Source organism: Pseudomonas sp. AC083 (assembly GCF_979253165.1).
This window is the reverse complement of sequence record NZ_CEEDDH010000015.1, coordinates 1-23,472: the sequence shown is the minus strand read 5'-3', so window position 1 is coordinate 23,472 and position 23,472 is coordinate 1. Positions and strand designations below refer to the sequence as shown.

Sequence of the window (23,472 nt, the reverse complement as noted above, 5' to 3'; positions counted from 1 at the left end):
GGTGTTCGACAGAAAAGAACACCAAATAACAAATCCAAAAACGGGTGGAACACATGATTCCTTCACAGACTTCCCGCATGGCTCCGGCCATGAGCACTGCCACGGGTGGCATTGGCGACAAGATCCGCGGCGCCATGGCTGTCGGCAAGACCCGCTGGGGCATGCTGGCGCTGGTGTTTTTTGCCACCACCCTCAACTACATCGACCGCGCCGCCCTCGGCGTCATGCAGCCGATCCTCGCCAAGGAAATGAGCTGGACGGCGATGGATTACGCCAACATCAACTTCTGGTTTCAGGTCGGCTACGCGATCGGTTTTGTCCTGCAGGGACGTTTGATCGACCGGGTCGGCGTCAAGCGCGTGTTCTTCTGCGCCGTGCTGCTCTGGAGCCTGGCGACCGGCGCCCATGGCCTGGCGACCTCGGCGGTCGGCTTCATGGTCTGCCGCTTCATCCTCGGTCTGACGGAAGCGGCCAACTACCCGGCCTGCGTGAAGACCACGCGCCTGTGGTTCCCAGCCGGTGAGCGTGCAGTCGCTACCGGCATTTTCAACGCCGGCACCAACGTCGGCGCGATGTTCACGCCGATGCTGCTGCCACTGGTCCTGCATGTGTGGGGCTGGCAAGCGGCGTTTCTGTGCATGGCGGCACTCGGCGGCATCTGGCTGTTGTTCTGGGGCTTGAAGTATTTCAATCCGGAAGATCACCCGACGGTGAAACAGTCGGAGCTCGATTACATCCAGCAGCAAGTCGAACCGGAACAGGCCCGCGTGCCGTTCAGCAAGATCCTGCGCATGCGCGGCACCTGGGCCTTCGCCCTCGCCTACTCGCTGACCGCGCCGGTGTTCTGGTTCTATCTGTACTGGCTGCCGCCGTTTCTCAATCAGCAATACAACCTCGGCATCAACGTCACGCAGATGGGTATTCCGCTGATTATCATTTACGTCACGGCTGACTTCGGCAGTGTCGGCGGCGGGATTCTGTCCTCGTTCCTGATCGGTCGCGGCATGAATTCGATCAAGGCGCGGCTGCTGTCGATGTTGCTGTTTGCCTGCTGCATCATCGGCGTGGTCATGGCTGCCGGCTCGGCGAATCTGTGGGTGGCGGTGGCGGCGATCTCGTTGGCGATCGGCGCGCATCAGGCCTGGACTGCGAACATCTGGAGCCTGGTGATGGACTACACGCCCAAGCACATGATGAGCACGGTGTTCGGCTTCGGCGGCATGTGCGCGGCGATCGGCGGGATGTTCATGACTCAGATCGTCGGCCACATCCTCACCGTCACCAACAACAACTACACGGTGCTGTTCACGCTGATCCCGGCGATGTACTTCCTCGCACTGACGTGGATGTACTTCATGGCACCGCGCAAGATTCCGACCGTTACCGAATAACCTGCGTGCATACATCCCATTGTGGGAGCGAGCCTGCTCGCGAAGGCGTCACGTCAGCCACCGAATATGGCGACTGACCCACCGCTTTCGCGAGCAGGCTCGCTCCCACAAGTTGTACCGGGATCCGCTCTTCAGCGCCGGCTCTGCTGCCACGCTGCCGCCAATCCGCTGCAACAGATCACCGCAATACCAATCACCGTCAACCCGCTCGGGGTGTGATTGAACAGCAGCCAGCCCAACAACCCGGCAAAGACGATCTGGCAATAGCCGAACGGCGCCAGCAAGGCTGGTGCGGCGTGACGGAAGGCCTGGGTCAGGAACAGATGCGCCGTCATCCCGCAACTGCCCAGCGCCAGCATCAGCGCGGCGTGAGTCCACGTCGGCACTTGCCAGAAGAACGGCACCAGCGCGCTCATCACCAGGGTATTGCACAGCCCGGCGAAGAAGTTGCTGGTGGTCGGGCTGTCCACTTCGGCGAGCTTGCGCGTCAGCAATTGGTAGAAGCAGAAGAACAGCGCCGAGCAGAACGGCAGCAGGATCGCCGGGGTGAATAGCTCGCCGCCCGGGTGAACGATGATCAGCACGCCGATGAAGCCGCAGATCACCGCGATCCACTGCCCGCGCGTCACGCGTTCCTTGAGCAACGGCACCGACAATGCGGTAACCAATACCGGTGCGAGAAAGTTGACCGCCGTGGCTTCCGCCAGCGGGATGTACAGCAGCGCCGTGGTGAAAAACAGGCTGGTGCCGAGCAGGCACAGGGCACGGGCGAGCTGCCATAACGGTTTCTTGGTGCGCAGCACACGCAAGCCGGACTGCGGCAGGAAAATCCCCGCCATCAACAAGGTGTGCACCACATAGCGCGCCCACACCACCATCACGATCGGATAAAAACCGGAGAGGTATTTCGACAACGCGTCGTGGCTGGAAAACAGGAACGTCGCCACGACAATCAGCAAGATCCCCTTGAAGGGCTGGTTGACACCGGAGAGCGGGGTGCTGACGGTCATTGGCAATCTCTGAAAAAATACCCGGGCGAGCGTTCGCGCTGGCGGCAATCGTTGTGGCAATCATAGTCGGCTGAGCTTTCAGCAACCGCACAGGTTGCACTCTTCTTCGCCGGGAAACCGCCGCCAGGCAAAACCTTGAGGCAAGATTCCCGCCACTTCGGCGCCCGGCCAGTGTGCAACATCACAGACTGCCGTCGAAACAGCGGGTTCATGAATTCGACGGAAGAAATTCCACTCGGGATTGAATTCACGGCCCGCTCGACCGTCAATACCAGGCCCGCACCATGTGGGCGCGTGTGCATGGACGGACGACCGGACTGGCGCCACACTCACACAGCGGCAACACTCATCACCAGCAGATTCATCACCGGCAATAAAAGAGGATTCCCACATGCTATGGAAAAAAGGCCGACGCAGTGACAACGTCGTCGACGCCCGGGGTGATGATGCCGGCGGTGGCGGCGGCATGCGCTTCGGCGGCGGCAAGGGCCTGAGCCTGACGGCCATCGTGCTGATTGTCGGCATCGGCTGGCTCACCGGCCAGGACCCGATGCAGATTCTCGGCCAGTTGACCGGGCAGATGGAGCAGCCGGCGCCCACCTCGCAAACCCGCCAGGCGCCACCGGCCAATGATGAACAGGCCGAATTCGTCCGTTCGATCCTTGGCGACACCGAAGACACCTGGGGTCCGATCTTCCAGCAGGCCGGACGCCAATACAAAGACCCGACACTGGTGCTGTTCAGCAATCGTGTGAACTCTGCGTGCGGCATGGCCACTTCTGCCACCGGCCCGTTCTATTGCCCGGCCGACCAGAAGGTCTATCTGGACATGGCCTTCTTCCAGGAAATGTCGCAGCGCTTCAAAGCCGCCGGCGATTTCGCTCAGGCTTACGTGATTGCGCACGAAGTCGGCCACCATGTGCAGACGCTGCTGGGCGTCTCGGCGAAGATGCAGACGGCGCGTCAGCAAGGCCGGCAAATGGAAGGCGACGGCGGCTTGCTGGTTCGTCAGGAATTGCAGGCCGACTGTCTCGCTGGCGTCTGGGCGTATAACGCGCAGAAACGCCTGAACTGGCTGGAGCCCGGCGACATCGAAGAAGCCTTGAATGCCGCCAACGCCATCGGCGATGATCGCTTGCAGCAACAGGGTCAGGGCCGTGTGGTCCCGGACTCGTTTACCCACGGTACGTCAGCGCAAAGGGTGCGCTGGTTCAAAACCGGATTCGCGCAAGGCCAGGTAAGCCAGTGCGACACCTTCGCGGCGAAAACCCTGTAAATGCATAAATGGCTTGTGGCGTTACTGTTGATCGCCGGCACCGCGCAAGCGGCCGGCGTCGATGCGATCAGCCCCGGTCGCCTGCAACTCAAGGCCGGGGAAATGGCAGTGGGCATCGGCCCGGCACCTGAGAAGATCGAGCGGGTGCTGGTCGTCATTCACGGTCGCCTGCGCAACGCCGAGACCTACCGCAAAAGCGCGGAAAGCGCCGCCGAACTCGCCGGGCAGACCGCGCACACGCTGGTGATCGCTCCGCAGTTTCTCAATGAAAGCGACGTCACCCTGTATTCCTTGCCGCCGACGGTGCTGCGCTGGCAGGGCAACGACTGGATGGGCGGCGGCTTGTCCACCGGGCCGAATCCGCTGAGTTCCTACGCGGCGCTGGACGAAATCGTCGCGCGGCTCAGCGACCGCAAACAGTTTCCGGACGTGAAGCAGATCGTGATCTTCGGCCACTCCGGCGGTGGTCAGGTGGTGCAGCGTTACGCCCTGCTGGCCAAGGATCAGCCGGCGCTGAAGGCCAACGGCATTCGCTTGCGCTATGTGGTGGCCAATCCTTCGTCCTATGCATATTTCAACGAGCAGCGGCCAGTGGCGTTCGATCACGCGCAATGCCCTGGCTTCAATCGCTGGAAGTACGGCCTGGCGGACATGCCGGTGTATGCCGGCGGGCAAACGCCGTTGCAGGTCGAGAGCGCTTACGTCAAACGCGAGGTGATTTATCTGCTCGGGCAGCAGGACGTCGACCCGGAACATCCGGCGCTGGACAAGAGCTGCGCAGCCGAGGCGCAAGGGGCTTACCGCTTGATGCGCGGGAAGCTGTATTTTGGCTATTTGCTGCGCCGGCATCCTGAGGGGGTCAATCAACGGCTGATTGAAGTGCCGGGGGTCGGGCATGACGGGGATGGCATGCTGAAGTCAGCGGAGGGGCAGAAGGCGTTGTTTGATCAGTGAGTTTTTTGCTGAATCCACCGGCCCCTTCGCGAGCAGGCTCGCTCCCACATTTGGAATAAATGCCACAGTTGGAATGCATTCCCCTGTGGGAGCGAGCCTGCTCGCGAAGGCGTCCAATCAGACAACAACGATCTCAGGCCTGCAGCATCCGCCGCAACTCAACACAATCCCTTGCATGCCAATCCGTCAACTCCGGCCACGGGTTATCCGGCAGGTTCACCAACACCGTCCGCGCCCCCGCTGCTCGGCCGCAATCGAGATCAAAGCGATAATCACCAACCATCACCATGTCACTGGCCGGCACTTGCCAGGCATCGGCCAGTTTCAGCAAACCGCCCGGATGCGGCTTCGGCGGTGCTTCGTCGCGACCCAGCACATCCTCGACCGCGAAGCAGTCGGCCAGGCCGATCGCCTCCAGCGTGACATGCGCCAGCTCCCGCGCATTGCGCGTGAGAATGCCGAGGCGATAACCGCGCGCATGCAGGTCGCGCACCAGCTCCACCGCGCCGGTGGCCGGGGTCGAGCCCAACGCCAGATCGCGTTCATGCTCGAGCAACCAGGCATGCTTGGCCGCCGCTTCATCGGCCGGCAATGCAGCGAGATGGGTGAGGATGTCGTCCTCTGGCGGAATCGCCAGCGCCACGCGAATCGCCGCGAAATCATGCACGGCGACAGTCAGCGTGCCGTCCATGTCGAACACCCAATGACGAACCTCGGTCAGGCTCATGCCCAGTCCTTGCGATGGCGGATCAGGCCTTCCTGAGTCACCGAAGCGACCAGTTGCCCGGCGCGGTTGAACACGCTGCCACGGGAAAAACCACGGGAGTTGCCGGCCCACGGGCTGTCCATCGCGTAGAGCAACCAGTCATCGGCGCGTAGATCATTGTGGAACCACAGCGCGTGATCGAGACTGGCGACCTGCATGTCCTTCTGCCAGACCGACTTGCCGTGGGGCAGCATCGAAGTGGTCAGCAGGCCGAAGTCCGAGGCGTACGCCAGCAGGTATTTGTGCAGCGCAGGAATGTCGGCCAGGGCGCCATCGGCGCGGAACCACACATATTTGATCGGATCGGCCGGTTGCGGGTTGTACGGATCCTTTTCGGTGACCGGGCGTACTTCGATCGGTTTCGGGCACAGCAGTTTTTCACGCATGTGCTCGGGAATCAGGTGCGCACGCTGCTGGATCAGTTCCAGCTCCGAGGGCAGGTTTTCCGGGCCGACCACCGCCGGCATCTGGCCCTGATGCTCGAAGCCTTTTTCGTCGTACTGGAACGAAGCGCTGCACGTGAAGATCGGGTGGCCCTTCTGGATCGCCGTCACGCGGCGGGTGCTGAAGCTGCCGCCATCACGCACGCGATCGACCGAATAGACCACCGGCAACTTGGCATCGCCCGGGCGCAGGAAATAACCGTGCAGCGAGTGCACATGGCGCGCCTCTTCCACCGTCTGACTGGCCGCCGACAGCGACTGGCCGAGCACCTGACCGCCGAACAACTGGCGGAACCCCAGATCCTGGCTGCGACCACGGAACAGGTTTTCTTCGATCGGTTCCAGGGTCAGCAGATCGACCAGATCTTCCAGCACTTGGCTCATTCAGACTCTCCTCACACAAAGCAATGGCCGCGCAGTCTTGGCTGCGGCGGACGATTCAGGTTCTGGCACGGGCCAAATACGATGGCGGCCATTGTAAACGTCCGTGTCGGCTTATTCATGCAAGGTTTGCAGCCATTGTTCGCGGCTGATGCGATACAGAACATGGCGGCGCAACGGGTGATCGAGCGCAAGCTTGGGGTGATCGAAATCATCCTGCGGATCGTGATGCATGCCGATCGCTTGCATGACCTTCTCCGACTGCGCATTCTGCCCGGCGGTAAACGAGACGATTTCCTCCAGTTTCAACTGGTCGAAACCCGCGCGCAGTGCGGTCCACGCCGCTTCGCTGGCGTAACCCAGGCCCCAGTGTTCCTTGGCCAGACGCCAGCCGATCTCCACCGCCGGGGTAAACGGCGCATCGAAGCCGACCACGCCCAACCCGGTGAAACCGATGAACTCGCCCGTGTCCTTGCGCTCCAGCGCCCACAGGCCAAAGCCATGCTCGGCAAAATGCCCGCGCACGCGACCGATCAGCGCGGCACTTTCGAGCCGGGTCAACGGCGCTGGAAAGTAGCGCATCACCTGTGGATCGGCGCACATCGCGGCGAATGCCGGCAAATCCTCGTCCTGCCACTGACGCATCAACAAACGCGCGCTTTGCAGCTCCAGTATCGGCTCCATCGTCCCCTCCATTTCCCATGCCGTTGAGTCTACATCGCTGGTAGGATCGTTCATTCTTTCCCTGGTTCTGCGCGAAACAAGCCATGCCCTTGCCGTTGATCTATCACGAAGACTACAGCCCCGAGTTTCCCGCGGATCACCGCTTTCCCATGGACAAGTTCCGGCTGCTGCGCGATCACCTGGTCGACAGCGGCCTGACCCGCGACGCCGACCTGCTGCGCCCGCAGATCTGTCCCAACGACATCCTCGCCCTCGCCCATGACCGCAGCTATATCGAACGCTACATGAGCGGCGAGTTGTCCCGCGAAGACCAACGGCGCCTCGGCCTGCCCTGGAACGAAGCGCTGGCGCGACGCACGGTGCGCGCGGTGGGCGGCTCGATCCTGGCGGCAGAGAAAGCCCTTGAGCATGGCCTGGCCTGTCACCTGGCCGGCGGCACCCATCACGCTCACTACGATTACCCCGCCGGCTTCTGCATCTTCAATGACCTGGCGATTATCAGCCAGTACCTGTTGCAGAGCGGCCGGGTCAATCGCGTACTGATCTTCGATTGCGACGTGCATCAAGGCGACGGCACCGCGCGGATTCTGCATGACACGCCGGAGGCGATTACCGTTTCCCTGCACTGCGAAAAGAATTTTCCCGCACGCAAAGCCGAAAGTGACTGGGACATTCCGCTGCCCAAAGGCATGGGCGATGCCGATTATCTGCAGGTGGTCGATGACACGCTCAATTACCTGCTGCCGCTGTATCAACCGGATCTGGTGCTCTACGACGCTGGCGTCGATGTGCACAAGGACGATGCCCTCGGTTATCTGCAACTGACCGACGCCGGGGTGGCCGAGCGCGATGAACGGGTGATGCGCCACTGCCTGGGCCGCGACATTCCGGTGGTCGGGGTAATCGGCGGCGGCTACAGCAAGGACCGCCACGCCCTCGCCCGCCGCCACGGCATCCTCCATCACAGCGCGCAACGGGTCTGGGATTCACACGGCTGTCATTGAAACGTGCTGCGTTACCCACAATCGCTGTGGAACTGCCTGTGGATAACCTGAGCGAAAGGGACTGCAGGCCATGCTGCCCAAGGCGCCCAGCGCACTGTTTATTTTTTAACCAGCCTCGAAATACACCGCAGCCCCGGTGGGAGCGAGCCTGCTCGCGAAAGCTTTAGCACAACATCTAATTGACTGACAGACCGCGTTCGCGAGCAGGCTCGCTCCCACATGGTGTCTCCCACAGGGTTCAGCGCTGTTAGAATGCGCGCCTTGTCCCGCCATACCGCAGCGCACGCCCATGACCCAGAATTCCGCCCCCGCCAACACCCACGTCGCCATCATCGGCGGTGGCCCCGCCGGCCTGATGGCCGCCGAAGTGCTGAGCCAGGCCGGAATCCGCGTCGACGTGTACGACGGCATGCCCTCGGTCGGGCGCAAGTTCCTGCTGGCCGGGGTCGGCGGCATGAACATCACCCATTCCGAAGCCTACCCGGCGTTCCTCTCCCGTTACGCCGAACGCGCACCGCAGATCGCCCCGCTGCTGCGCGCATTCGATGCCGATGCGCTGTGCCAGTGGATTAATGAACTGGGCATCGAAACCTTCATCGGCAGCTCCGGCCGCGTGTTCCCCACCGACATGAAAGCCGCCCCGCTGTTGCGCGCCTGGCTCAAGCGCCTGCGCGACGGTGGCGTGGTTATCCACACACGCCATCGCTGGCTCGGTTGGAACGCAAGCGGCGCATTGCGCATCGCCAGTCCGCAAGGCGAAATCAGCGTAAACCCCGACGCCACCCTGCTCGCCCTCGGCGGCGGCAGTTGGTCGCGCCTGGGCTCGGATGGCGCGTGGATGTTGCCGCTGGAGCAGCGCGGCGTGGATCTGGCGCCGTTGCAACCAAGCAATTGCGGCTTCGAGGTGCAAGCCTGGAGCGAGCTGATGGTGAGCAAATTCGCCGGTGCACCGCTGAAAAACATTGCCATCGGTTTGAACGACGACATCCCGCGCTTGGGCGAATGCGTGATCACCGCGACCGGGATTGAAGGCAGTCTGATCTATGCGCTGTCGGCGCCGATACGCGAAGAAATCAATCGCTACGGCGCAGCGGTTATCCACATCGACCTGCTGCCCGGCCGGCCTGTGGATAAATTACAGGCAGCGCTGAGCAAACCACGTGGTTCGCGCTCAATGGCCAAGCATCTGCACAGTCAGGTGGGGATTGATGGGGTTAAAGCCGCGTTGTTGCGCGAGCTGACCGACGCCGAAACGTTCGCCGATCCGGCGCTGTTGGCGCGAGCGATCAAAGCGTTGCCGCTGACTCTGGTGAAAACCCGTCCGCTGGACGAAGCGATCAGCAGTGCCGGTGGCGTAAGGTTCGAAGCGATGGATGAGCGCTTGATGCTCAAGGCCCTGCCGGGGGTGTTTTGTGCGGGCGAGATGCTCGACTGGGAAGCGCCGACCGGAGGCTACTTGCTGACCGGGTGTTTCGCCAGTGGGCGGGCGGCAGGGCTGGGTATTGTGCAGTGGGTCAAGCAGCAGCAAGTTCTGAGCTGCAAGCTGCAAGCCGAAGCAAAGCGCTTCTAACTTGCAGCTTGCAGCTGAACGCTCGAAGCTGCTTTCAGGGTTTGCGCTTGCGCGGTCCAGTATTGAACACCGGCACTTTGCGCACCGGTTTGATCGATGGCTCCGGTGCCGAGGTCTCACCGCTGTCGACCCACTTGCCCAGATTGCGTTTACCACCGCCACCGCCCGATGCTTTCGGCTTCTTCGGTTTTTTCGGCTTCTTGATCACCTGACCGCTGGCGTCGGTGTCCGGGACGCGGTGCTCGGGTTCGAAATCCGGCTCGTTCTGGCGCTTCAACGTCTGCCGAGTCAGCATTTCGATGGCCGAGAGCATGTTCACTTCATCGGCACACACCAGCGAAATCGCCTCACCGGTGGCACCCGCGCGGCCAGTACGGCCGATGCGGTGAATGTAGTCCTCGGCGACGATCGGCAGATCGAAGTTGACCACCAGCGGCAGGTCTTCGATGTCCAGACCACGGGCGGCGACGTCGGTCGCCACCAGAATCTGCACTTCGCTGAGCTTGAACCGGTCCAGCGCGCGCTGGCGGGTCGCCTGGGGTTTGTCGCCATGGATGCCGTCAGCATTCACACCGAGGCCCTGAAGCTTTTCCACCAGCGCATCGACGCCGTTGCGCGTCTTGGCGAACACCAGCACCTGCTTCCACTTGTTCTTGCGCATCAGGTGCACGAACAGTTCGGCCTTGCGCTTCTTGTCGACGGTGACGATCCACTGCTTGACCGTGTTGGCAGCGACGTTGCGCGGGCTGACTTCGACGCTCAAAGGATCGTTGAGCATCTGCCCGGCAAGCAGGCGGATGTCATCGGAGAAGGTCGCGGAGAACAGCAGGGTCTGGCGCTTTTTCGGCAGCATGCGGTAAATGTTCGCCAGTTCTTCCGAGAAGCCCAGGTCGAGCATACGGTCGGCTTCATCCAGCACCAGCGTTTGCAGCTGATTGAGTTTCAGCGCGTTCTGGCGAAACAGGTCGATCAAGCGACCAGGGGTGGCGACCAGCACATCGACGCCGCCGCGCAGCTTCATCATCTGCGGGTTGATGCTGACACCGCCGTACACCGCATATGTGCGCAGCGGCAGGTTCTCGGCGTATTGGCGCACGGCTTCATGGACCTGCTCGGCCAGCTCGCGGGTCGGCACCAGAATCAGCGCACGCGCCGAGTTGGCGGTGACTTTCGGCCCTTCCATGGCCAGCAACTGCAACAGCGGCAAGGCGAAACCGGCAGTTTTACCGGTGCCGGTCTGGGCCGCTGCCATCAGGTCGCGACCGGCCAGCACCGCCGGAATGGCTTGCGCCTGCACCGGCGTCGGGGTCTGGTAGCCGAGCGTCTCGAGGGAGCGCAGCAAGGGTTCGATCAGGCCAAGGGAGGCGAAAGTCATGGGAGTACCGTAGGAAAAAATGACGCGGGGATGCAATGCCGCGCAGTTTACCCTAATTCGTACGCGCTTCCGTCGGAACGGCTTTCGCCTCTTCCACGGGTGGCTGCGCAGGTCGACGCCACTGCGGCAGGCTGATCAGCAGCACCGCGCTGATGATCACCAGCATCGCCAGCGCTTCTTCGATGCCGATGGTCTCGCCGACAAACACCACGCCGAGCAACACCGCCACCGCCGGGTTGACGTAGGCATAACTGGTCGCTGCCGCCGGGCGCACGTGTTTGAGCAGATACATGTAGGAATTGAAGGCGATGATCGAGCCAAAGAAGATCAGATAGACCAGCGCCAGCCACCCTTCGAGCGGCGGCATGGCTTGCAGGTGCTCGCCACTCAGCGCACTGCCGATCAGCAAGACCACGCCGCCAACCAGCATTTCCACCGCGCTGGCCATCGCCCCCGCCGGCAATGGCAGGTATTTGCTCCACACCGAACCGAACGCCCAGCTCGCCGCCGCGAAAATCAGCAACATCGCACCGAGCGGGCTCGATTGCAGGTTGGAACCCATGTTGAGCATGGCGATGCCAATAATCCCCAACGCCACACCGGCCCACTCCAGCCGCGTATTGCGCGCGCCCCAGAAGTAGCCGAACAACAAGGTGAACAGTGGCACCGTCGCCACCGCCAGCGCAGCGACACCTGACGCCACGCCGGTGTGCTCCGCCACGCTCACAGCGCCATTACCAAAACTGAGCAGCAGAATGCCGACCAGCCCCGCCGCTTTCCACTGCGCCCAGGTCGGCGCAGGAGCACCGCGCCAGCGCAGCCAGGCGTACATCAAGCTGCCGGCAATGACGAAGCGCACCCCGGCCAGCAACAGCGGCGGCCAGTATTCGACGCCAATGCGAATCACCAGATAGGTCGACCCCCAGATCACGTACAACGCAAAAAACGCAGCGATCAACGGCAGGGAAAAACGGCGCAAGGCAGGCATGGGCAGCTCGACAGTCAGATTTCTGTGGACCGGTCATTCTAGAAAGGCCGCCGCGCAAAAATAAGTTACAAAACCTGTTTTTCGCGCCGGTACACTTTTGCATGAAAGCAACTGAGACCGCCAAGGTCCTTGTGGGAGCGAGCCTGCTCGCGAAGGCGGTGCATCAGCAGACATCCATCTTGGATCGTTCCCACGCTCCGCGTGGGAATGCCTCAACGGACGCTCTGCGTTCGGCTTTGAAAGGGACGCGGAGCGTCCCGGGCTTCATTCCCACGCAGAGCGTGGGAACGATCAGTCGGAGTGCCTGGAATCAGCGATAACGCTGCAAATGCTCGCCGACTTTCGCCGCAGGGACTTTCTGCAATTTGCACAACAGGTCGTGATTCAACTCGCGCACTCCATGTTTGCCCCGCAACTCTTCCGCCAGATGCGCCATCAGATTGGCCGCCATCTCGGCATCGGCCATGGCCCGGTGAGCCTGGCCGGTATGCGGCAACTGCGCAAACGTGGTGAGCGTACCGAGCTTGTGATTCGGCGCCGCCGGCATCAGGCGCCGCGCCAGCAGCAGTGAACAGGCAAAATTCTGCAGGCGTGTGCGTTTGATCCGCCCCAGTTCGAAATCCCAGAATTTCTGGTCGAACGAGGCGTTGTGTGCGAGCAATGGCGTGCAGCCGACGAATTCGTTGACCTCTTCCATCACCCGCTCGGCCGGCGGCGCGGTGCGCAGCATGGCGTTGCTGATGCCGGTCAGTTGCTCGATGAACGCGGGGACGCGCACCCCAGCGTTCATCAGGCTCTGGTAACGCTCGACAATGCGGCCGTTTTCCAGCATGACCACGGCGATTTCCGTGGCGCGGCAGCTGCTGTTCGGCGACAGGCCGGTGGTTTCAAAGTCGATGACTGCAATGCGTTCCAAACCGGGGTGTACTCCGTTCAAATCTATTGTTCAGCTCAGCTCTTGAGCAGCAGCGCGCCTTCGATCGGCACGTAGCGGCTGGCGGCGCGGATCAGCGAGTTGGCGGTCAGGCCGGGGACGCCGTAGGCTACTGCTTGCACGCCGTGCTTGTTGATAATGCGTTCGAGCAGCATGTCGAAATCGCCGTCACCGGAGGCCAGCACCACTTCGTCGACATGGTCGGCGGCGTCCATGATGTCCAGGGTAATGCCGACATCCCAGTCGCCCTTGGCCGAGCCGTCGCTGCGCTGGATGTATGGCTTGAGCTTCACGGTGAAACCGAGGTTGCGCAGGATCTGCTGAAACTGCTGCTGCTTGCTGTCGCCACGGTCGATCGCGTAGGCGTAAGCCTCGACGATCTGTCCGTTCTTGCTGATGTCGGCCCACAATGCGGCGTAGTTGAAGTGGCAACCATAGGCCTGACGCACGGTGTAGTAGAGGTTCTGCACATCGGCGAACACTGCGATTTTTTTCACCGGAGTTCCTGTGAGCGCGCAAGCGCACGAAGCGGGGTCAGGCGATCAGGCCTGAAAAAGGCGCTCAGTATGCCAGCCCGAAGGAGGGTTCCGCGAATAATCGGCCACAGGCGCAAAGGTGCTGCTGACGAGTGGTGAGTGTGGCGAGGGGATTCATCCCCGTTGGGCTGCGCAGCAGTCCTCGCTCCAATCAGGAAAAGCGGGGCTGCTGCGCAGCCCAGCGGGGATAAATCCCCTCGCCACAGAGTACATGTCAGCCTTCAGAGGCTATGCCAGCCTTCAGAGGCTATGTCAGACAAAGGAGTCGTCGTCATCGAAGAACGACGAATTGTCGCTGCTGTAATCGGCGTCGCTAAAACCGCCCTGGTCATTGCCCGAGAAGCCGTTGTCCGCCACGCGCTGATCATCGCCCCAGCCGTTGTTGCTCTGGTCGGCGACCTGCGCCGGTTCTTCCTTGATGACCTCGACGATTTCTTCCGGTTGCTGATTGTGGTGGAACAGGCTGCTGATGCCCTGCGCCAGCATCACACCGCCGGCCACGCCTGCGGCGGTTTTCAGCGCGCCGCCGAGGAAGCTGTTGCCCGCCGCCGGGGCTGCCTGCTGCGCATAGTTGGGCGGCGCGGCGCCGAAGCTCTGTTGCGGTGCCGGAGTCTGGTAGCTCTGCTGCGGTGCCGGTTCACGCCAGCCGCCGGAGGACGACGGCGCTGCGCTCTGGCTCGGCGCCGGACGTGAGTTGCCGCCACCAAAAATGCTCGACAGGAAGCCACCGCCACCGCCACCGCTCGCTGACGGAGCGCCACTCTGGGCCTTGGCCGATTGCAGCTCGGCCTGCAGACGCTGGACTTGCTGAGTCAGTTGCTTGTTCTGCTCGTCGAGGCTTTTCAGCGCGGCCTCTTGCACCAGAATCGCCTGGGTCATGAAATAACCTGCCGCCGGTTGGCGCGTCAGGTGTTCCTTGATCCGCGCCTCGGCCTGGGCGTCGCGCGGGGCTGCCTCCATCTCGGCCTGTTGCAGCCGGGAAAACAGTCCATCGATCAGGGTTTGCTCTTCGCTGTTCATGGCGACCTCGTAGATTGCCGGTAATAACGTGCCCGTGCCCACTCTGGGCGCGGTGCTCTCCTGTAATGGAGACAGTGACAAAACGTTTCAATGGCCTTTACCGAATGTTTACGTTTGTGTCGCCCCGCGTTGCATCGGTTAAAGTGAGCCACTGTTTTCGACCTGCGATACCGACTGATGAATGCCCTCGAAGTACTGCGCGACTCTTTGTATTTTTTCAAACGCCATCTGGGCAGCATCGTGCAGTTGTGCCTGCCGCTGGTGATTGTCGAAGCCTTCTTGCAGCAGGCGGTCGATCACGCCACCGGGCCGGACACCTTCGCCGGCGTCAGCATCATCGTCGGCCTGCTGGTGTATCCGCTGTACACCGCCGCGCTGATCCTGTTTCTCGATGCGCGCAGCCGTGGCGAGTCGCCGCGCAACCGCGACCTGCTGGCGATGGCCGCAACCCTGTGGCCACGCTTCGCGGTGCTGACCGCGCTCAATACCTTGCTGATTCTGCTGGGCCTGTCGCTGTACTTCCTGCCGGGGCTGATGCTGATGGTCATGCTCGCCTTCGCCGAATACCTGCTGGTGCTGCGCGGCCTCGGACCGTTGCAGTCGATGAAGGAAAGCCTGCGCCTGACCCGTGGACACTTCTGGCGCATCCTGCTGTGCATTCTCTGCGTGATGACACCGTTGTGGTTGCTCAAGGGCGCGACGCTGGCGGTGTACCCCGAACCGCAGAATCCGCTGATTGCCGGGCTGATCGACAGCGCCCACAGCTTCCTGCAACTGTTCACCAGCGTGGTGCTGTTCCGTCTGTTCATGCTGATCAGCGAATTGCCTGACAAACGTAACGGAGCGGTCTGACCCCACCGTGCTTGGGCTTCGCGGCTGCCGTCAGGTATGCTCGGGGCCACCTTCTGTAACGCTATAAGCCGAGCCATGACCCGTCTGCTGCGCTACACCCTGTTGCTCGTTGTCCTTGCCGTCGTCCTGTTCGGCGTGCTGCTGTTCAGCCTGACCTGGCGCCCCGATGCCCGCGAAACCCTGCCGGTCAGTTGCGGCACCACCGCGCCGACACTGGTGCCCGGGCAAGCGCTGAAAGTCATGACCTGGAACGTGCAGTTCCTCGCCGGCAAGCGCTACGTGTTCTGGAATGATCTGGCCGAAGGCGACGATGAAGCGCCGACCGCCGAAGACATGGCCTTCAGCCTTGACGAAGTAGCGCGGGTGATCCGTGACGAACAACCCGATGTGGTGCTGTTGCAGGAGCTTGACGACGGCGCCAAGGCCAGCGATTACCAGAACCAGCTCAAACTGTTGCAGGAACGGGTCGCCGACCTGTACCCGTGCAGCACCAGCGCCTTCGACTGGAAAGCCGATTTCGTCCCCGAGCCCCACATCTACGGCAGCGTCGGCCGCCAGTTGGCCACGCTGAGCCGCTATCGCATCGAACACGCCGAACGCCTGCAACTGCCCGTCGCCCCGAGCAACTTCATCAGCCGCCAGTTCCAGCCCAAAGACGCCTTGCTCGCAGTCAAGCTGCCGCTCAGCGATGGCGGACAACTGACCGTGTTCAACACCCACTTGCAGCGCGCCAGCCAGGCGGACGGCAACGTGCAGGCGCAAGTGGCTGCCGTGGCCAAAGTGCTCGACAAGTATGAAAGCCAGGGCCTGCCCTGGCTGATCGGTGGCGATTTCAATCTGCTGCCGCTGGGCCAGTATCGACGCCTGCCGGTCGAGCGGCGCACGCCCTACTCTGCCGACAGCGAACTGCATCTGCTGTGGGACAAGTACCCGATGATCCCGACCAACAACGAGGCCGGCGGTATCGATCGAGCCAAATGGCTGACCCATTACCCCAACGACCCCGGCCTCAACGGCCCGGATCGCACGGTGGATTATCTGTTCTACAGCCCGAAGCTCAAACGCCTGCAAGCGCAGGTGCGGCAGGACGATACCTTGCGCATCTCCGACCATTTGCCGGTGATTGCGCGGTTCCTCCTGCCCGCTGCGCCCTGAGCGCTTTGCCCTTATAAGCCGGGCGGAACGTAACCCGGAACATAGCGAACGTTAGCGCACTTGCCGTGCAGTATTCGCCCGTCTTCGATCAGGAACTGGGCGATCTTCTTCTGTTGATTGATCTTCGCCTGCAACTTGCAGGTAGAACTGTGGCCGACCTGTTGGTAGTGCTCGGTGTACACCATGCCATTGCCGGTATGGGTCATCGAAGTGCCGGCCGCTTCGGTGGAGGTCCAGCTCGCGGACTTGTGCCAGGTCAGTACGGCCAAGGGTTCGCCGTTCGGGCCGGTTTCCTTTGCCATCGAGTCGGGCGTGCCGAACAGGTCCAGTGCTTCCTGCATATCACGGCCTTCCCAGCGGCTCTGCGCGATGGTGGAACAGCCGCTCAAGAGCAATCCTGCCAGCAGGGTTGCCAGCCATAAACGTGTGTAAGTCATTGGATGCCTCGGCTTATTTCTTGAGTTCGAGCAGGCTGTCGATGTTGTCCATCATCTGGCTCTTTTGCTGAATCGGCGCGAGCTTGAAAAACATCTGCTGCAGCATCTCGATCATCTGCAGGTATTCCATCTTGCCCACGGCGGCCATGTCGTTTTTCGCGCGACTGCCAGGGGCGCAGGCAAACTTCAGCGCTTGCTGGACCCAGAACTCTTTCGGGGTCTGCCATTGGTTGGCAACTTTCAGATGACGCATGGTGTAGGCCAGACGCTCGATGGACTGGCCATTGATAAAACGTACCTTGCCCGAGGCGCACTGGGCTTCGAGGTTGTAGACGTCGATCATCGGTTTGCCGGGCTCTTCATACACCAGGGTCACTGCGACCATGGTCGCGCCTTTGGTTTTCTGCGAAGGCACCACCGACGTCGCATCGGCGACGTACATGATGTTTTTCTGGGGCACGCCGTTGCCGTAGATGATCCACCAGTCACCAATCGGATTGGGCTCTTCGGCCAGGGCCGAACTGGAGGCGGCCAATAGCGCAGCCGACAAGAAGATCAACTTCCTGAGCTTGAAGAAAGAGGTCATGGGCAGTTCCGTTCCTTGGGCGCAAGTTGCCAGGCAACAAGGCTGGTTATTGTTCAGGCGGCGATTTTGCGAGCCGGAACAACCAAGGGCAATTAGCACGGATGGGCTAATGGCGCGCAGCCATTGCGGGTCAGGTGCCGCGTGGTTTCGCCCGCGCCGTGGCTTCGGCGACCAAGGGATCGTCCGGCCAATAATGCTTGGGATAACGCCCCTTGAGATCCTTCTTCACCTCGGCATAGGTGCTGCGCCAGAAGTTGGCCAGGTCCTGCGTGACCTGCACCGGCCGCCGCGCTGGCGACAGCAGATGCAGCTTGACCACTTGCCGGCCGCCGGCGATCCGTGGCGTATCGGCCAGACCAAACAGCTCTTGCAAACGCACCGCGAGAATCGGTGGATGTTCGCTGTAATCCAGACGAATCGATGAACCCGACGGCACGCTCAAATGATGCGGCGCCAGTTCGTCGAGCTTCTGCGGCAGCGGCCACGGCAGCAGATTGCGCACGATGCTCGACAGGTCGAGGTTGGCGAAATGGCTCAGCCGCGAGACCTTGCCCAGATACGGCATCAGCCAGTCTTCCAGGGTATTCAACAATGCCGCATCGCTGACATCCGGCCATTGGCTGTCGTCCTGAGTGTTCAGATCGAGCTGACGCAACAGCGCCACCCGCGCCTGCCACTGGCGCAGTTCCGGGGTCCACGGCAACAACTCCAGACCCTTGCGCCGCACCAGATTGACCAGCGCCTGACTGCGCGCGTTTTCATCCAGACCGGTCAACGGTTCGCGGCTCAGAATCAGCTCGCCGACCTTGCGCTGGCGCTCGGCACGCAGCACGCCTTCGCGTTCATCCCAATCGAGTTGATCGACGCTGCGCACTTGCTCGGCGAGCACCGAATCGAACAGCGCCGGATCGAAATCCGCCGCCAGATAGATGCGTTCTTCGCGCTGGCCCTGACGGCTGCCAAGGTCGGCGATGACGATCCACTCATGCTTCATCAGGCTGTCGGCCTCAGCGAACAGCGCGGCGCGACCGTTGGCCAACCGGTATTCGGCGCCACCGGCACGCCGTTGCTGGGCGACGCGATCCGGGTAGGCCAGCGCCAGCAGGGCGCCGAGCCAGCGCGGATGCTCGGGATCGTTTACCGGTTCGCTCGGCTTGCCGCGCAAGTAGCCGCGATACTGCCGAGCCAATTGCCGGGCACGTTGCACCCCGCCCTGCGCGCCACGACCGGCACGTTCTTCGCCGGAAAGCAGGACCAATCGGCTGTGCAGATCCGCGCCAGCGCCGCGCAGGATATCGCGCTCGCCGAGCAGAGCCGCCACATCGCAAGCCATCGCCGCCAGCCCCAATGCCTGACCGCGCAACAGCAAATGCGCGATGCGCGGATGCGCCGGCAGTTCGGCCATGGCCTGGCCGTGGGCCGTCAGCGTGTCGCCGTGCAAGGCGCCGAGCCGTTGCAGCAGATCCTGCGCTTGGGCATACGCGGCGGCTGGCGGTATGTCGAGCCAGACCAGTTCGCCCGGCGTCACGCCCCAGCGCCCGAGTTGCAAAGCGAGGCTGGCCAGATCCGCCGAGAGAATTTCTGCGCTGCCATACGCTGCCAGTTGTCCGTGCTGATCCTGCGACCACAGGCGATAGCACACGCCCGGCTCCAGTCGCCCGGCGCGGCCGGCACGCTGGGTGGCGCTGGCCTTGGAGATGCGTTGGGTGTCGAGGCGGGTCATGCCGCTGCCCGGATCGAAACGCGGCACCCGCGCCAGCCCGGCATCGATGACCACGCGCACGCCGTTGATGGTCAGGCTGGTCTCGGCGATGTTGGTTGCCAGCACCACTTTGCGTTGGCCGGGCGGCGCCGGATCGATCGCCGCGCGTTGCGCATTGAGGTCGAGTTCGCCGTGCAACGGGCACAGCAGAACGTCTTTGCGCTCACCGATGGCGTCGGTCAATTGCTGATGCACGCGACGGATCTCCGCCTGTCCCGGCAGGAACACCAGCAGGCTGCCAGTCTCGTCGTGCAGCGCTTCGAGCACGATTTGGGTAACCCGCTGATCGATGTATTCCCCCGGTTGGAACGGCCGGCCCCAGCGCATCGTCACCGGATACATGCGCCCTTCGCTGCGCAGGATCGGCGCGTCATCGAGCAACCCCGCCAACCGCTCGCCTTCGAGGGTCGCCGACATCAGCAGAATCTTCAGCGGCTGTTCAGCGCGAAACAGCTCGCGACCGTTCAGACTGAGGGCCAGCGCCAGATCGGCGTCGAGACTGCGTTCATGAAATTCGTCGAAGATCAGCAGACCCACGCCTTCCAGCGCCGGGTCGTCCTGCAAGCGCCGGGTGAGGATACCTTCGGTGACCACTTCGATACGCGTCTTCGGGCCGACCTTGCTGTCGAGGCGGATGCGATAGCCGACGGTTTCACCGACCTGCTCGCCGAGCTCGCTGGCCAAACGCTCCGCCGCCGCCCGCGCAGCCAGACGCCGAGGTTCGAGCATGACGATGGTCTGCCCGGCCAGCCAGGCTTCGTTGAGCAAGGCCAAAGGCACGCGGGTGGTTTTACCGGCGCCGGGCGGTGCTTCGAGCACGGCTTCGTGGCGTGACGCGAGGGCTTCACGCACGGCGGGTAAAACATCGTCGATCGGCAAAGAAATCATGCTGGCTCCAAAACAGAGGGCCGAGTATAACGGCGAACTGCCGGGCGTTCGTCAGGGTCTTAACTTCACAAGACGAAGCTTCGTTATTTGATGACTCAGGAGACATTTCCATGCGCTTACCCTCTCGCCTGATCGGCGGTGTTCTGGTTGCCACTCTGCTCACGCAACTGTCGGCGTGCGGTTCGATTTTCTACCCGGACCGCCGTGGCCAGATCGACGGCAAGATCGACCCGGCGATTGCCGTGCTCGATGCCGTCGGCCTGCTGTTCTACATCATTCCCGGGCTGATCGCGTTTGCCGTCGACTTCGCCACCGGGGCGATCTATTTCGAACCAGGCCACACCGCGCAGATCGATCCGGCCAAGCTCAAGCAAGCCATCGGCCCGGATGGACAGGTCGACAATCACAAGTTGCAGGCGATTCTTGAGAGCGAGCTGGGCCGAGATTTTCCTCTGGATGATCCGCGCCTGATCCAGCACAAGGGCAGCACTCAGCAACTGGCGATGTTCGGCCTGCAACCGGCCGCTTGAATAAGGACGTTCAATGACCTCCAGCCCCGAACACGCCCGCCTGCTGCGGCTGGCGACCCGCGCCTCGGTGGCGGTCGCGTGCACGCTGATCATCGCCAAAGCGATTGCCTGGTGGCTCAGCGGATCGGTGAGCATGCTCGCCGGCCTTACAGACTCGGCGCTGGATGGCGTCACCTCGATGCTCAATCTGCTGGCGGTGCATTACGCCTTGCGCCCGGCGGATGACGATCACCGTTATGGCCACGGCAAAGCCGAATCGTTGGCGGGCATGGCCCAGGCGTTGTTCATCGGTGGCAGCGCGGTGTTGATCGCGTTTCAGGCCTACCAACGCTTGCAGACGCCGGAACCACTTGGCGCGCCGTGGCTGAGCATTGGCGTGATCGTGTTTTCCCTGCTGCTGACGGCGGCGCTGCTGATGTTGCAGCACCGGGTGATCAAGCAGACCGGCTCCAACGCCGTGCGTGCCGACTCCCTGCATTACCGTTCGGACCTGCTGCTCAACGGCAGCATCCTCATCGCGCTGGTATTGGCGGGAATGGGTTTTGCGCAACTGGATGCGTGGTTCGGCCTGGGGATCGCCGCGTACATCTTCTGGAGCGCAATCCAGATTGCCCGGGAAAGTTTTTCGGTGCTGATGGACGAGGAACTGCCGACCGATGTCAGCCAGCACATGCTCGAACTGGCCTGCAGCGTGCCGGGGGTGCTCGGCGCGCATGACCTGCGCACGCGGATCTCCGGCAACCACTGGTTCGTGCAATTGCACCTGGAATTGCCGGGCGAACTGACCCTGTCAGTCGCCCATGGCATCAGCGATCAAGCGGCGGCGGCAATACACAAGGCTTATCCCAGAGCCGAGGTACTGGTCCACGCCGATCCTGTAAAAGCAGCCACAAGCGAAAAGCCTCTAGCTTCAAGCTTGTAGCTTGTAGCTTGTAGCTTGCAGCTTGCAGCTGCCCCTATCTGACCTGATAACCGCGACTGCTCAGGCAGTTGCCCTGCGCCTGGCGATAAGCCTGAACCACCTCGGGCGCGGGTTGATAAGTCGCGGTACGCGGGTCGAAACCGCTTTGCTGCACGGCGTACTGAGAGCACTGGTAACCGTCCTGCTGCACTTGCTGCGGCGACTGGCCGTTGGCCGGGTAGGCTTCGACGTCATAGCCTTGGGATTGCGGTTGCGGCTGTTGCTGTACCGGCGGCTCGACCACCACGTAATCCTGCGTCGCCTCCTGATAGGCGTAATACGAGCCGGCGGCGAGGAACAGCAGCGAACCACCGACCCACACTTCACGGGCGTAATCCGGCAAATACTGGATGCGGATCCCGCGCGGTGGCTGCACGACGATGTAGCGCGGGCCTTGCGGTCGATACCAATAGCCGCCGGAATAGAAGTAATCCTGACCGCGATAAGGCACGCGGTAATCACGATCCGGGAAGCGGTCGATCACATGCCCCGGGCGATATTGCGGGCCGGGGCCCCAGCCATTGCCATGACCGTTCGGCCGTCCCGGCCAGCGATTGTCATCGGGACGCGGCCGCGTCTGCCATTGCTGATTGTGATAACCGTTCTGCGGGCGCTCGTCGCGGTAGTAACCCTGACGCGGCTCCTGAGTCTGGTGCACGGCGTCGGGACGCGGCTGGATCGGCAGGTTATTACCGGGCTGGCGAGGCGGTTGCGGACGCTCATCGGCACGGTTGCGGTTCTGCCATTGTTCGTCATTGTTGTGCGGCTGGCCGTTGTGCTCGAACTGACGGCTGTTGTCGCCACGGATAATCCCGTCGTTCTGCGGCCCGTTGCCAGGCCCACGATTCTGCGGCTCATCGGCCAGCGCTTGCGCACTGACACCCACACACAGCAAACCAACACCGGCCAGACGCCAGATGCGCGAATTCATGCTTTTCCTCACTGCGGGAGCCTGTCGTTGGCAGGGCTTGTTGCTGAGACTCGAAACAGCCCCACCGGGTTCTGCAACAGGTTATCAGTCGCGGGACATATTTATTGAGGCGCCTACATGAAATCGCAGGCAAGAAAAAAGGGAGACCCGTCGGCCTCCCTTCTGGAGAACTTCGTCCTGGCTCGACGCTTTTGACGTCGGCTCACCTCACGCCGTCTTCTGGACAGTGTGCAGCTCGGGGGCCGGCATATCCCCGGTGGGGGTGGCGGCCGCGGCGGGCCTGATTGGGCGGGCCGCGTGGACTGTGTTACCGAGCAGTGATTCTGGTGATAAGAATAGGCCTGAAGCCGCGACAGAGGATTGCGAAAATTGCTCAATTAAACACCGCTTGCGCAATTTTTAACCCTGGATAGATAATCCGCCGCAATAGTTACGACCTAGGACAGATTGATGAGCAAACTCGACCGGTATGACCTGAGTATTTTGGCGGAATTGCAGCGCGACGCCCGTATCTCCAACCAGGAACTGGCCGAACGCATCGGTCTGTCGCCCTCGCCTTGCTCGCGCCGGGTCAAGCAGCTGGAAGACGATGGCTATATCTCGCGCCAGGTGGCGCTGCTCGATCGCAAGATGCTCGGCTTGAGCCTGACCGCGTATGTGCTGATCGGCATGGACCGGCACACGCCGGAACGCTTCGAGAATTTCGAAGCGGCAATCCGCACATTGCCGCAAGTGCTGGAGTGCAGTCTGGTGACCGGAGTGGATGCCGACTACCAGTTGAAAGTGGTGGTGCCGGATATGGATCACTACCAGAAATTACTGCTGGGGCACCTGACCCGGATTGAAGGGGTCACCAGCGTGCGGTCGAGTTTTGTGCTGAATCAGGTGCTCAACAGCACCGAACTGCCGCTGACTCATTTGCGTAGCTGAAATCGCTTTCGCGAGCAGGCTCGCTCCCACAGCTGTCTCTTATACACATCTGACGCTGCCGACGAACAGTGTATGGTGTAGATCTCGGTGGTCGCCGTATCATTAAAA

At 62.0% G+C, this 23,472-nt stretch carries 23 protein-coding genes; 10 read left to right on the top strand and 13 right to left on the bottom strand.

What is annotated here, in order from left to right; genetic code table 11:
- Positions 1-53 precede the first annotated feature (53 nt).
- Positions 54-1,391 (top strand): MFS transporter, encoded by a 1,338-nt coding sequence (locus AC0IXA_RS20110; protein ID WP_024014417.1) that lies wholly within the window; start codon positions 54-56, stop codon positions 1,389-1,391.
- 131 nt (positions 1,392-1,522) lie between these two features.
- On the opposite strand, the gene AC0IXA_RS20105 is transcribed toward AC0IXA_RS20110, so the two are convergent.
- Entirely contained in the window at positions 1,523-2,401 is an 879-nt protein-coding gene (locus AC0IXA_RS20105) for a DMT family transporter (RefSeq protein WP_016773077.1), read from the bottom strand.
- Between the two features lie 391 nt (positions 2,402-2,792).
- On the opposite strand from AC0IXA_RS20105, the gene ypfJ reads away from it, so the two are divergent.
- Positions 2,793-3,677 (top strand): KPN_02809 family neutral zinc metallopeptidase, encoded by an 885-nt coding sequence (ypfJ, locus tag AC0IXA_RS20100; RefSeq protein WP_252868324.1) that lies wholly within the window; start codon positions 2,793-2,795, stop codon positions 3,675-3,677.
- The gene (locus AC0IXA_RS20095) at positions 3,678-4,631 is read left to right on the top strand and encodes an alpha/beta fold hydrolase (protein ID WP_471814379.1); all 954 of its coding nucleotides are present in this window, start codon (positions 3,678-3,680) and stop codon (positions 4,629-4,631) included.
- A 133-nt stretch (positions 4,632-4,764) separates the two neighbouring features.
- Here the strand turns inward: AC0IXA_RS20095 and AC0IXA_RS20090 are convergent, their stop codons facing one another.
- The 3 genes from AC0IXA_RS20090 to AC0IXA_RS20080 all read right to left on the bottom strand — a co-directional run bounded on the left by AC0IXA_RS20090 (position 4,765) and on the right by AC0IXA_RS20080 (position 6,905).
- Positions 4,765-5,358, bottom strand: a complete 594-nt coding sequence (locus tag AC0IXA_RS20090) for an HAD family hydrolase (protein ID WP_150638437.1) — start codon at positions 5,356-5,358, stop codon at positions 4,765-4,767.
- Positions 5,355-6,224 carry an acyl-CoA thioesterase II gene (gene tesB / locus AC0IXA_RS20085; protein WP_016773073.1) on the bottom strand — a complete coding sequence of 290 codons (870 nt, stop codon included), beginning with the start codon at positions 6,222-6,224 and terminating at the stop codon, positions 5,355-5,357. Before tesB ends, AC0IXA_RS20090 begins: the two co-directional genes overlap by 4 nt.
- 111 nt (positions 6,225-6,335) lie before the next feature.
- Positions 6,336-6,905, bottom strand: a complete 570-nt coding sequence (locus AC0IXA_RS20080) for a GNAT family N-acetyltransferase (protein WP_024014420.1) — start codon at positions 6,903-6,905, stop codon at positions 6,336-6,338.
- Positions 6,906-6,988: 83 nt separating this feature from the next.
- Between AC0IXA_RS20080 and AC0IXA_RS20075 the strand changes: the two genes are divergently transcribed.
- Both AC0IXA_RS20075 and AC0IXA_RS20070 read left to right on the top strand, forming a co-directional pair.
- Complete coding sequence (locus AC0IXA_RS20075; RefSeq protein ID WP_122603856.1) at positions 6,989-7,909, top strand: histone deacetylase family protein; 921 nt, start codon at positions 6,989-6,991, stop codon at positions 7,907-7,909.
- A 289-nt stretch (positions 7,910-8,198) separates the two neighbouring features.
- The gene (locus AC0IXA_RS20070) at positions 8,199-9,479 is read left to right on the top strand and encodes a TIGR03862 family flavoprotein (RefSeq protein ID WP_471814378.1); all 1,281 of its coding nucleotides are present in this window, start codon (positions 8,199-8,201) and stop codon (positions 9,477-9,479) included.
- A gap of 34 nt (positions 9,480-9,513) precedes the next feature.
- On the opposite strand, the gene AC0IXA_RS20065 is transcribed toward AC0IXA_RS20070, so the two are convergent.
- The 5 genes from AC0IXA_RS20065 to AC0IXA_RS20045 all read right to left on the bottom strand — a co-directional run bounded on the left by AC0IXA_RS20065 (position 9,514) and on the right by AC0IXA_RS20045 (position 14,332).
- Positions 9,514-10,854 carry a DEAD/DEAH box helicase gene (locus AC0IXA_RS20065; protein ID WP_039761769.1) on the bottom strand — a complete coding sequence of 447 codons (1,341 nt, stop codon included), beginning with the start codon at positions 10,852-10,854 and terminating at the stop codon, positions 9,514-9,516.
- A gap of 52 nt (positions 10,855-10,906) precedes the next feature.
- Positions 10,907-11,842 (bottom strand): drug/metabolite exporter YedA, encoded by a 936-nt coding sequence (gene yedA, locus AC0IXA_RS20060; RefSeq protein ID WP_151550902.1) that lies wholly within the window; start codon positions 11,840-11,842, stop codon positions 10,907-10,909.
- A 310-nt stretch (positions 11,843-12,152) separates the two neighbouring features.
- A complete protein-coding gene (locus AC0IXA_RS20055) occupies positions 12,153-12,758 on the bottom strand; it encodes a 3'-5' exonuclease (protein WP_095181881.1) in 606 nt (201 codons plus the stop codon).
- 35 nt (positions 12,759-12,793) lie between these two features.
- On the bottom strand, positions 12,794-13,273 hold the full coding sequence (locus AC0IXA_RS20050; RefSeq protein ID WP_056790604.1) for a LabA-like NYN domain-containing protein: 480 nt from the start codon (positions 13,271-13,273) through the stop codon (positions 12,794-12,796).
- Positions 13,274-13,564: 291 nt separating this feature from the next.
- Positions 13,565-14,332 carry a DUF2076 domain-containing protein gene (locus tag AC0IXA_RS20045; RefSeq protein WP_471814377.1) on the bottom strand — a complete coding sequence of 256 codons (768 nt, stop codon included), beginning with the start codon at positions 14,330-14,332 and terminating at the stop codon, positions 13,565-13,567.
- A 177-nt stretch (positions 14,333-14,509) separates the two neighbouring features.
- Between AC0IXA_RS20045 and AC0IXA_RS20040 the strand changes: the two genes are divergently transcribed.
- Complete coding sequence (locus AC0IXA_RS20040) at positions 14,510-15,184, top strand: YciC family protein (RefSeq protein WP_122603852.1); 675 nt, start codon at positions 14,510-14,512, stop codon at positions 15,182-15,184.
- Positions 15,185-15,259: 75 nt separating this feature from the next.
- Positions 15,260-16,339 (top strand): endonuclease/exonuclease/phosphatase family protein, encoded by a 1,080-nt coding sequence (locus tag AC0IXA_RS20035; RefSeq protein ID WP_122506646.1) that lies wholly within the window; start codon positions 15,260-15,262, stop codon positions 16,337-16,339.
- An 11-nt stretch (positions 16,340-16,350) separates the two neighbouring features.
- Here the strand turns inward: AC0IXA_RS20035 and AC0IXA_RS20030 are convergent, their stop codons facing one another.
- The 3 genes from AC0IXA_RS20030 to hrpB form a co-directional block, all read right to left on the bottom strand.
- Entirely contained in the window at positions 16,351-16,776 is a 426-nt protein-coding gene (locus tag AC0IXA_RS20030) for a hypothetical protein (RefSeq protein ID WP_016773059.1), read from the bottom strand.
- A 13-nt stretch (positions 16,777-16,789) separates the two neighbouring features.
- Positions 16,790-17,362 (bottom strand): hypothetical protein, encoded by a 573-nt coding sequence (locus tag AC0IXA_RS20025; RefSeq protein WP_471814376.1) that lies wholly within the window; start codon positions 17,360-17,362, stop codon positions 16,790-16,792.
- 130 nt (positions 17,363-17,492) lie between these two features.
- Positions 17,493-20,012 (bottom strand): ATP-dependent helicase HrpB, encoded by a 2,520-nt coding sequence (hrpB, locus tag AC0IXA_RS20020; protein ID WP_471814375.1) that lies wholly within the window; start codon positions 20,010-20,012, stop codon positions 17,493-17,495.
- Between the two features lie 110 nt (positions 20,013-20,122).
- On the opposite strand from hrpB, the gene AC0IXA_RS20015 reads away from it, so the two are divergent.
- Together AC0IXA_RS20015 and AC0IXA_RS20010 are read left to right on the top strand one after the other, a co-directional pair.
- Positions 20,123-20,542, top strand: coding sequence for a hypothetical protein (locus AC0IXA_RS20015; RefSeq protein WP_016773056.1), 420 nt, complete (start codon positions 20,123-20,125; stop codon positions 20,540-20,542).
- A 13-nt stretch (positions 20,543-20,555) separates the two neighbouring features.
- A complete protein-coding gene (locus AC0IXA_RS20010; RefSeq protein ID WP_341639244.1) occupies positions 20,556-21,464 on the top strand; it encodes a cation diffusion facilitator family transporter in 909 nt (302 codons plus the stop codon).
- 34 nt (positions 21,465-21,498) lie between these two features.
- Here the strand turns inward: AC0IXA_RS20010 and AC0IXA_RS20005 are convergent, their stop codons facing one another.
- Complete coding sequence (locus AC0IXA_RS20005) at positions 21,499-22,434, bottom strand: DUF6515 family protein (RefSeq protein WP_341639245.1); 936 nt, start codon at positions 22,432-22,434, stop codon at positions 21,499-21,501.
- A gap of 450 nt (positions 22,435-22,884) precedes the next feature.
- On the opposite strand from AC0IXA_RS20005, the gene AC0IXA_RS20000 reads away from it, so the two are divergent.
- Positions 22,885-23,364, top strand: a complete 480-nt coding sequence (locus AC0IXA_RS20000) for an Lrp/AsnC family transcriptional regulator (RefSeq protein WP_007909658.1) — start codon at positions 22,885-22,887, stop codon at positions 23,362-23,364.
- Positions 23,365-23,472: the final 108 nt, after the last annotated feature.